Source organism: Enterobacillus tribolii, from assembly GCF_003363015.1.
Lineage (GTDB): Bacteria > Pseudomonadota > Gammaproteobacteria > Enterobacterales > Enterobacteriaceae > Enterobacillus > Enterobacillus tribolii.
Genome location: NZ_QRAP01000011.1, coordinates 23,727 through 36,217, shown reverse-complemented (window position 1 = coordinate 36,217; position 12,491 = coordinate 23,727). Strand labels below are relative to the sequence as shown.

At 57.2% G+C, this 12,491-nt stretch carries 10 protein-coding genes; 4 read left to right on the top strand and 6 right to left on the bottom strand.

Annotated features, from left to right (window positions below; genetic code table 11):
- Positions 1-118: 118 nt before the first annotated feature.
- The 3 genes from glpA to glpC are packed head-to-tail and all read left to right on the top strand — an operon-like array spanning position 119 to position 4,231.
- Positions 119-1,774 (top strand): anaerobic glycerol-3-phosphate dehydrogenase subunit A, encoded by a 1,656-nt coding sequence (glpA, locus tag C8D90_RS18765; protein WP_115460000.1) that lies wholly within the window; start codon positions 119-121, stop codon positions 1,772-1,774.
- The gene (gene glpB, locus C8D90_RS18760; protein ID WP_115459999.1) at positions 1,764-3,035 is read left to right on the top strand and encodes a glycerol-3-phosphate dehydrogenase subunit GlpB; all 1,272 of its coding nucleotides are present in this window, start codon (positions 1,764-1,766) and stop codon (positions 3,033-3,035) included. The genes glpA and glpB overlap by 11 nt, the downstream gene beginning before the upstream one ends.
- Positions 3,032-4,231, top strand: coding sequence for an anaerobic glycerol-3-phosphate dehydrogenase subunit GlpC (glpC, locus tag C8D90_RS18755; protein ID WP_162844429.1), 1,200 nt, complete (start codon positions 3,032-3,034; stop codon positions 4,229-4,231). Before glpB ends, glpC begins: the two co-directional genes overlap by 4 nt.
- A gap of 40 nt (positions 4,232-4,271) precedes the next feature.
- Here glpC and fabY read toward each other — a convergent pair whose 3' ends face one another.
- The 6 genes from fabY to typA all read right to left on the bottom strand — a co-directional run bounded on the left by fabY (position 4,272) and on the right by typA (position 10,522).
- The gene (gene fabY, locus C8D90_RS18750; RefSeq protein ID WP_115459998.1) at positions 4,272-5,201 is read right to left on the bottom strand and encodes a fatty acid biosynthesis protein FabY; all 930 of its coding nucleotides are present in this window, start codon (positions 5,199-5,201) and stop codon (positions 4,272-4,274) included.
- Between the two features lie 38 nt (positions 5,202-5,239).
- Positions 5,240-5,677 carry a D-aminoacyl-tRNA deacylase gene (dtd, locus tag C8D90_RS18745; RefSeq protein WP_115459997.1) on the bottom strand — a complete coding sequence of 146 codons (438 nt, stop codon included), beginning with the start codon at positions 5,675-5,677 and terminating at the stop codon, positions 5,240-5,242.
- Positions 5,674-6,546: a virulence factor BrkB family protein gene (locus tag C8D90_RS18740; protein ID WP_115459996.1), complete on the bottom strand. Its 873-nt coding sequence runs from the start codon at positions 6,544-6,546 to the stop codon at positions 5,674-5,676. The genes dtd and C8D90_RS18740 overlap by 4 nt, the downstream gene beginning before the upstream one ends.
- Positions 6,547-6,636: 90 nt before the next feature.
- Positions 6,637-7,224 carry a glucose-1-phosphatase gene (yihX, locus tag C8D90_RS18735; protein WP_115459995.1) on the bottom strand — a complete coding sequence of 196 codons (588 nt, stop codon included), beginning with the start codon at positions 7,222-7,224 and terminating at the stop codon, positions 6,637-6,639.
- A gap of 254 nt (positions 7,225-7,478) precedes the next feature.
- Positions 7,479-8,468, bottom strand: coding sequence for a tetratricopeptide repeat protein (locus C8D90_RS18730; RefSeq protein WP_115459994.1), 990 nt, complete (start codon positions 8,466-8,468; stop codon positions 7,479-7,481).
- Positions 8,469-8,701: 233 nt separating this feature from the next.
- Positions 8,702-10,522 carry a ribosome-dependent GTPase TypA gene (gene typA, locus C8D90_RS18725; protein ID WP_115459993.1) on the bottom strand — a complete coding sequence of 607 codons (1,821 nt, stop codon included), beginning with the start codon at positions 10,520-10,522 and terminating at the stop codon, positions 8,702-8,704.
- A 380-nt stretch (positions 10,523-10,902) separates the two neighbouring features.
- On the opposite strand from typA, the gene glnA reads away from it, so the two are divergent.
- Positions 10,903-12,312, top strand: coding sequence for a glutamate--ammonia ligase (glnA, locus tag C8D90_RS18720; protein ID WP_115459992.1), 1,410 nt, complete (start codon positions 10,903-10,905; stop codon positions 12,310-12,312).
- Positions 12,313-12,491: the final 179 nt, after the last annotated feature.

Genomic DNA, 12,491 nt, shown 5'->3' with positions numbered 1-12,491 from the left:
ACGGAAAATATTTTCGTTTTATGTTCGAATTTGCTCATTATCAAACAAAAGACACCAGAGACACGGTTAATATATAGAAGTGGTCATTCGGTGAATTACAGAGCAACGGGAGCCTTTTATGTCGCCAGTCCCGGCCTTACAGGAAACAGACGTTATCATTATCGGTGGCGGCGCAACCGGCGCAGGCATCGCCCGTGACTGCGCACGGCGCGGTCTGCGTTGCATTCTGCTGGAACGCCACGATATCGCCACCGGCGCGACCGGCCGCAACCATGGCCTGCTGCACAGCGGCGCGCGCTATGCCGTGACGGACGGTGAGTCCGCGCGGGAATGTATTGAGGAAAACCGCATCCTGAAGCGTATCGCGCGCCACTGCATTGAGCGCAGCGACGGCCTGTTTATTACCCTGCCGGAGGACGATCTGGCCTATCAGCCGGGTTTTATTGCCGCCTGCCGTGCTGCGGGCATCGACGCCGAGGCGATCGATCCGGCACAGGCGCGTATTCTGGAGCCGTCGGTCAACCCGGCGTTGATCGGCGCAGTGCGCGTACCGGACGGCACCGTCGATCCCTTCCGCCTGACCGCCGCGAACATGCTGGACGCGCGCGAACACGGGGCGCAGGTGCTGACCTACCATGAAGTCACCGGTCTGCTGCGCGACGGCGATCGGGTGCGCGGCGTGCGCGTTTTCGATCACCATGCGGGAACACATTACGAAATTCATGCCGGCATAGTGGTGAATGCGGCCGGAATCTGGGGTCAGCGCATCGCGGAATACGCCGATCTGCGCGTACGGATGTTCCCGGCAAAAGGGGCATTGCTGATCCTGGGGCACCGCATCAATAACATGGTCATCAACCGCTGCCGTAAACCGGCAGACGCCGATATTCTGGTGCCGGGCGATACGATTTCGCTGATCGGCACCACCTCGACCCACATTGATTACGACCAGATCGACAACATGCTGGTGACGCCGGAAGAAGTGGATATTCTGATCCGCGAAGGCGAAAAGCTGGCGCCCAAACTGGCGCAAACGCGCATTCTGCGTGCTTATGCCGGCGTACGCCCATTGGTGGCAAGCGATGACGATCCCAGCGGTCGTAACGTCAGCCGCGGCATCGTCCTGCTCGACCATGCCGCACGCGACGGACTGGAAGGTTTCATTACCATTACCGGCGGTAAACTGATGACCTACCGCCTGATGGCAGAATGGGCGACCGATATGGTGTGCGCCAAGCTTAACGTCAGCACCCCCTGCACCACCGCCGAAGAACCGTTGCCCGGCTCGCGCCATTCGGCAGAGGAAACCCTGCGCAAGGTTATCTCGCTTCCGGCACCGATTCGCGGCTCGGCGGTTTACCGTCATGGCGATCGGGCCGAACGCATGCTGGCCGGCGATCGCCTCAGCAACAGCCTGGTGTGCGAATGCGAAGCCGTCACCGCGGGTGAAGTGCGCTATGCGGTGGATTCGCTCACCGTCAATAATCTGGTGGACCTGCGCCGCCGCACCCGCGTCGGGATGGGCACCTGCCAGGGTGAACTATGCGCCTGCCGCGCCGCCGGTTTGCTCAACCGCTTCCGGGTGACTACGCCGCAGCAGTCCATCAGCCAGCTTTCCCATTTTCTCAATGAGCGCTGGAAAGGCGTACGTCCTATCGCCTGGGGCGACGCCCTGCGCGAAAGCGAATTCACCAGTTGGGTTTATCAGGGGCTGTGCGGGCTGGACGCGCCCGCCGCCGTGAACGACATCCGGGAGAGCGACAATGAAATTTGACAGCGTGATGATCGGCGGCGGCCTGGCCGGTCTGGTATGCGGCATTCGTCTGGCGGAAGCCGGGCAACGCTGCGCCATCGTCAGCGCCGGGCAAAGCGCGCTGCATTTCTCTTCCGGCTCGCTGGACCTGCTGTGCGCCCTGCCCGACGGCACGCCGGTGGAAACGCCGCCGACGGCGCTGGATGCGCTGTCCCGCCTGGCGCCGGCGCATCCTTACAGCCTGATGGGCGCGGATGTGGTTCTGGCGCATGCGCAGGAAGCAGAGCGCCTGCTGGCACGCAGCGGCCTGCAACTGACGGGCAGCTACCGTGAAAATCACCTGCGCATTACGCCGCTCGGCACCCGGCGCAGCACCTGGCTCAGCCCGGATGAAATCCCGACGCTGCCCCTTAATGCGCCGTTGCCCTGGAAGCGGATTCTGGTCGCCGGCATTGAAGGCTTCCTCGACTTTCAGCCCCACCTGGTTGCCAGTTCGCTGGAGGAACAGGGCGCAAGCACGGAAACCACCGAGCTTACGTTACCGGCGCTGGATCAATTACGTAATAACCCGAGCGAATTCCGCGCGGTCAATATCGCGCGGGTACTGGATATCGAGGAAAACCTGGCGCTGCTGGCGGAAGAGCTGAATCAGTTAACGCAAAACGCCGACGTCGTTTTCATGCCCGCCTGTATCGGCCTGGAACATCCGGATGCGCTGGCAAATCTGCGTTCACGCATCCGTTGCCCTCTGCTGCTGCTGCCGACGCTGCCGCCATCGGTGCTGGGGATGCGTATGCATCACCTGCTGCGCCGTCGCTTCCAGCAATTGGGCGGCACCATTATGCCCGGCGACGCGGTGCTGAAAGCGGAAATCCACGACGGACGCATTACCGGCATCTACACCCGCAACCACACGGACATCCCACTGCGCGCCAGCAACGTCCTGCTCGCCAGCGGCAGCTTCTTCAGCAATGGGCTGCACGCCGGTTTTGACGCCATCCGGGAACCCGTGCTGGGGCTGGACGTCACCCCTGCGCCCCCGCGTTCCCAATGGTCCGTACCGGAATTCTTCGCCCCCCAGCCCTACTTACAGGCGGGCGTCACGACCGACGGCGCACTGCGCCCGACCCTCAACGGCGTGAAGTTGCGCAATCTGTACGTTGCCGGCGCGGTGCTGGCCGGTTTCGATCCCATTCAACAAGGCTGCGGCGCGGGCGTTTCGGTCATTACCGCCCTGCATGCGGCGCAGCATATTCTGGCGCAGACGGAGGACGTACGATGAGCCTGCTTAACGACAGCAGTTTCGAAAACTGTATCAAGTGTACCGTCTGCACCACGTACTGCCCGGTCGCCAAAGTGAATCCGGCCTATCCGGGGCCGAAACAGGCCGGGCCGGACGGCGAGCGCCTGCGGTTGAAAGATCCCATGCTGTATGACGATGCGCTGAAATACTGCACCAACTGCAAGCGCTGCGAGGTGGCCTGCCCGTCAGACGTGAAGATCGGCGACATCATCCAGCGCGCGCGCGGCAACTACAGCAAGCAAAAACCGACGCTGCGCGACACCATTCTCAGCCATACCGATCTGATGGGGTCGCTTTCCTCGCCTTTTGCGCCGATCGTCAATGCCACCACCGGCCTGAAGCCGGTGCGCATGCTGCTGGATAAGGCCCTGCAAATCGATCACCGCCGCGAGTTGCCGAAATACTCCTTCGGCACATTTCGCCAGTGGTATCGCAAGCAAGCCAAGGCGCAGGCGCGTTTCGCCGAACAGGTAGCGTTTTTCCACGGCTGTTATGTGAACTATAACCACCCGCAGTTGGGCAAAGATTTAATTCGCGTCTTTAACGCGATGGGCATCGGCGTGCAGTTGCTGAAACGCGAGAAATGTTGTGGCGTGCCCCTGATCGCCAACGGGTTTATCGATAAAGCGAAAAAACAGGCCGCGGTGAATGCGGAGTCGCTGACGGAAGCGGTGATTGGGCGTGGTATTCCGGTTATCGCTACTTCGTCCACCTGCACCTTCACCCTGCGCGATGAATATCCGCACGTGCTGGACGTAGACACCCGCCCGGTGCGCGATCACATCGAACTGGCGACGCGCTATCTGTATCGTCTGCTGGACGGCGGGCGCGAGCTGAAGCTCAAAACCACGCCGCTGCGTATCGCTTACCATACGCCGTGCCATATGGAGAAGATGGGCTGGACGCCGTACACCCTGGCGCTGTTGCGTATGATCCCCGGCGTTGAGCTGACGATTCTGGAGTCCCAGTGCTGCGGTATTGCCGGTACTTACGGATTTAAGAAGGAGAACTACCCGACGTCACAGGGGATCGGCGCGTCGTTGTTCCGTCAGATTGAGGAAAGCGGCGTGGATCTGGTGGTGAGCGACTGCGAAACCTGTAAGTGGCAGATCGAAATGTCCACCAGCAAACGTTGCGAACATCCCATCACCCTGCTGGCGCAGGCGCTGGAATAATCCCCCGGCGGCGCCCCTTACTATGGGGCGCCGTGCGTTATTAACGAATCTCGCCCTCTTCGTCATCTTCCGACGCCGGCAAAACCATATACGTCCCTTCAAACACCGCGCCGCTGGCGCCATCTCCCAGCAAATTCACCGAAAGCTGCGCCCTGGCCCGGCGGCCGCGGGCGAGACGATCAAGATCGCCGCTCATCGAGTTGAGATCGGCCACTGCGCGCGGGCGCCCGGTAATCGGCGCACTATAACGGATATGCGCATCGACCAGAACGATAGTGCCGCCCAGATGACGTTCGCGCAGTAACAACCAGATCAATCCCCAGCCGGTCAACGTCGCCAGAGAGAACAGGCTGCCGGCGAACAGGGTATGGTGCGGATTCTGATTGCCGGCCTCCGGCATGGTGGTTTCGAAAAGCTGGCCGGTATACTGGCTGATACGAACGCCCATTTTTTCACTCAGCGGGATATGTTCGTACCACGCCTGCTGGAGCTGCCCGCACCAGTCGGGGCGGTGAAGGATGTCGTCCAGCGTCACCACCGGCTTAATCATCAGGAAGTGGCGCACCGGCGTAGTTTGCGGCGTTGTAATCTCGCCGCGGTTTTCAAAACCAAGCTTGGCAAAAAAAGGCACCGCTTCCTCACGCGCGCTGCACACTACGCGCTTCACGCCTTCCTGACGCGCCACGGACTCCAGCGTCATCGCCACCAGCGTTCCCAACCCCTTGTTTTGTAACGACGGGTCCACCGCCAGAAAACGAATTGAGGCCTCATTGTCCGCATTCACATACAGTCGCCCGATGGCGACCGTTCTGCCCCGATCGTCTACCACCATCTGGTGGTGCGCCATGGCATCGTAGGCGTCGCGCTCCGAACCCACTGGCTGATGCAGCGGCTTGCGCAGCATTTCCCAGCGGAACTGGTAATACTCATTCAATTCTTGTTCTGTAACCGGAACCCGCAAGTGATACATGGATATTATCTCTACGTAGTAGGGGCTGAACGCGCGGTTTATACCTGCAACCAGAAAGTGACCGGCCCGTCGTTCAGCAAAGAAACCTTCATGTCCGCCGCAAAACGTCCCGTCTGTGTGCTGATTCCCGTCGCCCGGCATTGTTCGGCAAAGTATTCGTACAGTTTTTCCGCTTTGTCCGGCGCAGCGCCGCCGGAAAAGCTGGGGCGCATCCCTTTGTTGGTGTCCGCCGCCAGCGTGAACTGCGACACCACCAGCACGCCGCCGCCGGCCTGCTGGACGTTCAGGTTCATTTTGTCGTTCTCATCGCTGAAAATGCGGTAACCCAGCACTTTCTCACATAGTCGCCGGGCTTTTTGTTCGTCGTCCTCTTTTTCCACGCCCAGCAGCACCAGCAATCCGTTGCCTATATCTCCCACCACCTGACCGTCAACCGCGACGTCGGCGCGGGTTACCCGTTGAATTAACGCTATCATTGACTCACTTTTCCCGTGTCATCATTTTCCGGCCCGCGCTGCCGGCGGCGGCGCCATGCCCGGTGCTGCCCCAGCACCACGGTAATTTCCGCCCCCAGCAACACAATACACCAGCTCCAGTACACCCAGACAAACAGAATAGGAATAACGGCCAGCACCCCATAGATCAATTGATAAGAAGGGAACAGGGTGACGTACAGCCCGAACACCTTTTTACCCAGCTCAAACAGCACGCCGGCCACCAGTGCGCCAATCAGCGCATCGCGCGGCGGCACGCGCGTCGTCGGCACCACGCAGTAGATCAGCCAGAAGCTGACGCAGGACAGCAGCAGCGGAAATATGCGCAGCGCCTGATCCACCACGCCGTGAATGCCGTCGGAAACCAACCAGCGCAGCGAAAGCAAATAGGTGCTGATCGCCATGCTTGCCCCGACCAGCAGCGGCCCGAGCGTCAGTATCATCCAATACACGGCGAAGGAGTAAACCAGCGAGCGCTGCCGATGGCTGCGCCAGATTTTATTCAGGGAACCATCCACCGAAGAGATCAGCAACAGCGCGGTGATAATCAGCCCCACCGCCCCTACGGCGGTCATTTTGCTGGAGTTGGCGACAAATTGTTCCAGGTAGGACTGTACCACATCCCCCGCCGCCGGCATGAAATTGGTGAAAATGAAGCGCTTAAGCTGCCCCGACACATCCGAGAACATCGGGAACGCGGCAAACAGGGAAAACACCACCGTCACCAGCGGCACTAAAGACAGCAGGGAAACATAGGCCAGGTTCCCGGCCATCATGGTCACCCGGTCGTGATTGGCTTTTATCCACAGCAGGCGGCCGAACGCCGCGGCGTGGCGGAAAAAACGGGCCATAAACGCTCCTGAACGAAGTTCCGGCCCGGCGGGGGCGGAAACGTTACTCTCGTTTAATGTTAACGTTTCCGCGCGGTTACGCAAAAGCCATTATGCGAAATAGGCGGGTACTACGTCGCGATCGGTCACCAAAATAGCGCGGATGCCCAGCGCCTGCGCTGCAACCACGTTCTCTTCATTATCGTCGAAGAAAACCACATCGCCCGGCGCGACGCCCTCTTTCTCCAGCACGTAGCGATAGATTTCCGCGTCCGGCTTGCGCATGCCCAGATCCTGGGAAAGGTACATATGATCGCTTGCCGCTTCGACTTCGGGATAATGCTTCGGCCAATAATTACTGTGCAGACGGTTGGTGTTGGAGAGTACCACTACCCGATTCCCCATGGTGCGCAGCTTTTTCATCTGTTCGATCACTTCCGGGCGCAGCCCGACGAAAATAGCCTGCCATCCCAGCTCGAACTGCTCAAAGCTCAGCGCGATCGCCATTTCATCACACAGCCGGGCAGCGAACTCCTCATCGCTGATCGTACCGCGTTCATGCTGCTGAAACACATCGCCCATCTTAAAACGCTCGCTCAGCGTAGCCAGCGGCATGCCGCTGAAATTGCTCCAGACGCCCAACACCCGCTTAAAATCAATATCAACGATCACATTCCCTAAATCAAAGATATACAGCATGTGTGACTCCCGATTTTCTGTGAATAGACCCACTCTAGACAAAAATAACGTTGGCGAACAGAAGGCGATCTTATTTTTTAGCGTCGCACACAGGAAAGCGGATAAACGCCAGTAAAATAAAACCCCGCCACAGGTGGGGGGTTTATTGATGCATCAGGGAAACGGCAAAATCAATATCATTGGCGCAAACATCATCCTGCCTATATTTTGAGAGTTATCCGAAGCCACAGGCGATCAGATATCTCCCGGAAATACTATTTCTTCACCCAACTCTCCTGCCACACTTTGGCGCGCCGTTGTCCGTCAAGAATCTGCTGAGTGTTCAGTTCGCGTTCAAGCCTTTCAATCCGTTTTTTGGCATTTGCTAATACAAACCATTTATACGCTTCCACGGGATCTTCGGGGGTATTAATTCCCAGCTCACTGAGTACGCCCAGATTATAATAAGCTTTCGCGTTTCCCTGTTTAGCCATCTTCATAAACCAGTCCGGCGACGGCGTAAATTTCTTTGAGGCATACATCTCTTCCAGCATCCCTCTTGCATCCTTGTCATACGGCGCGGCACTAAAGTACCACCGTGCGGCGGCATTGCGGTTTATTACGACGCCATCGCCCCCGTAATACATGCCGGCTAAATTAGTCCGCGCGCTGATGCTGCCGTTATTCGCCGCCTTTTGATACCACTCAAACGCTTTGCGTCTGTCTTTTTCTACGCCATCGCCGTTAAAGTACATATTACCCAGGTTGTTCTGGGCGCGATAATCCCCCTGCGCCGCCGCAAGCCCGTAATATTTTATGGCACTGGCATAATCACGCGGAGTGCCCAGCCCCTTACGATAGAACAACCCCAGCATAAACTGCCCCTGGGGCGCCAGCTGCCGGGCTGATTTCATCGCCCATTCAAACGCACGGTAATTATCTTTATTGCATCCCTTCCCGTCACTGTACATTTCGCCGACTAACGCCTGTGCAACGGGGTCACCGCTTTGCGCCAAAGGCAAAGCGTCCTTATAAGCCTGATAATAGTCTTCACGATCATATTTTTTTAAAACGGCGACAGCCGCAGGCGAGGCATTATAATAGCGGGGGGAAGGACGTTTATCATCCAGGTCTTTAATATTCCAGTTCAGCGCCCTGACTTCTTGCGTATATTCCCGCTGATGTTTTAAAAGAATATTTGTCATCAGACATCCGGAAAGATTAAAAATAACACAAGATAATACGATGAACCGGATCCATACCATTTAGCTTGTCCCTGTTATAGTGAATATACGCGCAGACGGTTATTACACGGTATAGCGAGAGCATAAGCTAATCAACAAAAATCCGCTGATGGGTAAAAAATCAAAATGGATTATTTATTCATAAAATAAATTATTGGTTATATATTCACAACAGAGATGGGAATTAAACTCTGGCGCTAAAAAAAGTAAACGGGCAATTAAGCCCGTTTATTCAACGCATTCAGCAATACGTATTACGCGTTGCTGCTGCGATTCGCGCGACGGCGATCGTTTTCTGTCAGGTGACGCTTACGCAAACGGATAGAGGTCGGCGTAACTTCAACCAGTTCATCATCATCGATGAACTCCAGCGCCTGCTCCAGCGACATTTTCACCGGCGGGCTCAGGGTGGTGGCTTCGTCAGTACCGGAAGCACGCATGTTGGTCAGCTTCTTACCGGTCAGGCAGTTTACGGTCAGGTCGTTGGAACGGCTGTGAATACCGATGATCTGGCCTTCATAGACTTCCGCGCCGTGGCCGAGGAACAGCTTACCGCGATCCTGCAGGCTGTAGAGCGCATAGGCGACTGCCTTGCCCTGGCCGTTGGAGATCAGCACGCCGTTCTGGCGCTGGCCGATTTCACCCGGACGCACATCGTCGTAGTGGCTGAAGGTGGAGTACAGCAGGCCGGTACCGGAGGTCATGGTCATGAAGTCGGTACGGAAGCCGATCAGGCCACGGCTCGGAATGATGTAGTCCAGGCGCACACGGCCTTTGCCGTCCGGCAGCATGTCGCGCAGGTCGCCCTTACGCAGGCCCAGCGCTTCCATGATGGAACCCTGGTGCTGCTCTTCGATATCCAGCGTCACCTGCTCGAACGGCTCCTGGGTACGGCCATCCACTTCGCGGAAGATAACTTTCGGGCGGGATACCGCCATCTCGTAACCTTCGCGGCGCATGTTTTCGATCAGTACCGACAGGTGCAGCTCGCCACGGCCGGAAACGCGGAAAGCGTCCGGGTCCGGCGTTTCTTCCACGCGCAGCGCCACGTTGTGCACCAGTTCTTTCTGCAGGCGCTCGAGGATCTGACGGGAAGTCACGTACTTACCTTCTTTACCGCAGAACGGCGAGGTGTTGACGCAGAAGAACATGCTTACGGTCGGCTCGTCCACGCTCAGCGGCGGCAGCGCTTCAACGTTGTTCACGTCGCACAGGGTATCTGAAATGTTCAGATCGCCCAAACCGGTGATGGCAACGATGTCGCCCGCTTCCGCTTCCGAGCTCTCGATGCGCTGCAGGCCCAGATGACCAAGCACCTGACCGATTTTACCGTTACGGCGCTTGCCTTCGCTGTCGATGATGGTGATCTGCTGGTTGGGCTTCACTTTACCGCGCTTGATGCGGCCCACGCCGATAACGCCGACGTAGTTGTTGTAGTCCAGCTGGGAGATTTGCATCTGGAACGGACCGTTCAGATCCACGTTCGGCGCTTCCACGTACTTGACGATGGCTTCGAACAGCGGCGTCATGTCCGGCGCCAGTTCGTTATAGTCCAGACCCGCCACGCCGTTCAGCGCAGACGCGTAAACGATCGGGAAGTCCAGTTGCTCATCGGTAGCGCCCAGGTTGACGAACAGGTCGAAGACCTGATCGACGACCCAGTCCGGACGCGCGCCCGGACGGTCAACCTTATTGATGACCACAATCGGCTTCAGGCCATAGGCGAACGCTTTTTGGGTGACGAAACGGGTCTGCGGCATCGGACCATCCATTGCGTCGACCAGCAGCAGCACCGAGTCAACCATAGACATCACACGCTCCACCTCGCCGCCGAAGTCGGCGTGCCCCGGGGTGTCAACGATGTTGATGCGGTAATCGTTCCAATTGATGGCGGTATTTTTCGCGAGGATGGTTATCCCACGCTCTTTCTCCAAATCGTTGGAGTCCATTACGCGCTCGGTACCGTCGGTGCGGTCGCCCAACGTGCCGGATTGTTGCAACAGCTTGTCAACCAGGGTGGTTTTCCCATGGTCCACGTGCGCGATAATGGCGATGTTACGCAGATTTTCGATCACAGATTTGCCTCAGGCATTAGAAATAGCGCGCTATTGTACACGTATTAGGCGAGGGACTGAAACAAGATCACAGCCTTCTCTTATAAACAATAGTAAAAAGACGGGATTGTGATCCTATTCACGGTGCATAACGACGCAAGATTAATCAATTTGCACATTCTTGGTGCAGGTAAGTGAGAAAAAGCACCATATTGGTGCATAAGGCTATTATGGTGCAGAATCACATTACCGGTCGGCGCACAGAATAAGCGCTTTTCCGGGTATTAGCAAAGTTGGCATGGTTTTAGCTTTAACCTAAAGCATCAGGGTTGGGTCTTTAAACCATCATCAATAACCAGGATTCGTTGCAAGACGAGTTAAGGCAACCGGGAGTTAAGAGTATGTCCGCTGAACACGTATTAACGATGCTGAATGAGCATGAAGTGAAATTCGTCGACCTGCGCTTTACCGACACCAAGGGTAAAGAGCAGCACGTGACCATTCCCGCTCATCAGGTAAACGCCGACTTCTTTGAAGAAGGCAAAATGTTTGACGGCTCCTCTATCGGCGGCTGGAAAGGCATTAACGAATCCGACATGGTCCTGATGCCGGACGCCAGCACCGCAGTGCTGGATCCGTTCTTCGAAGATCAGACGCTGATCATCCGCTGCGATATTCTCGAGCCGGGCACCATGCAGGGTTACGACCGCGACCCGCGTTCCATCTCCAAGCGCGCGGAAGATTTCCTGCGCTCATCCGGCATCGCCGACACCGTGCTGTTCGGGCCGGAACCGGAGTTCTTCCTGTTTGACGATATCCGCTTCGGCAGCAGCATCTCCGGCTCTCACGTTGCTATCGACGACATCGAAGGCGCCTGGAACTCTTCCACCAAATACGACGGCGGCAACAAAGGCCACCGTCCGGGCGTGAAGGGCGGCTACTTCCCGGTTCCGCCGGTTGATTCCTCACAGGATCTGCGTTCTACCATGTGTCTGACCATGGAAGAAATGGGTCTGGTGGTGGAAGCGCATCACCACGAAGTGGCTACCGCCGGTCAGAACGAAGTGGCTACCCGCTTCAATACCATGACCAAGAAAGCGGATGAGATTCAGATTTACAAATACGTGGTGCACAACGTTGCCCACGCATTCGGCAAAACCGCCACCTTTATGCCCAAGCCGATGTTTGGCGATAACGGTTCCGGCATGCACTGCCACATGTCGCTGTCCAAAAACGGCACCAACCTGTTTGCCGGCGACAAATACGGCGGCCTGTCAGAAACCGCGCTGCACTACATCGGCGGCGTGATCAAGCATGCCAAAGCAATCAACGCGCTGGCCAACCCGACCACCAACTCCTACAAGCGTTTGGTTCCGGGTTACGAAGCCCCGGTTATGCTGGCCTACTCCGCCCGTAACCGTTCTGCGTCCATCCGTATTCCGGTGGTCGCCAGCCCGAAAGGACGCCGTATCGAAGTACGTTTCCCGGACCCGGCTGCCAACCCGTACCTGTGCTTCGCCGCACTGCTGATGGCCGGCCTGGACGGCGTAATCAACAAAATTCATCCGGGCGATGCCATGGATAAAAACCTGTACGACCTGCCGCCGGAAGAAGCTAAAGAAATCCCGACCGTGGCCGGTTCCCTGGATGAAGCGCTGGCAGCGCTGGACGCAGATCGCGAGTTCCTGACCCGCGGCGGCGTATTCACCGACGATGCTATCGATGCTTACATCGAGCTGCGTCACGCTGAAATGGAGCGCGTTCGCATGACGCCGCACCCGGTTGAGTTCGAGCTGTATTACAGCGTGTAAACCAGAGTAACGCTGATGCCGGTATCTCACGGTTCCGGCATCAGACAGCAAACAATCTGTTTAGATGTTTTTGTTGCCGTGGAAACTTTTCAGCCCATCTTCGGATGGGTTTTTTTCTCCCGCAACAACATTGCCCCCATATTGCATGACCCGGACATAACGGGCGTGGTACAGTGCGG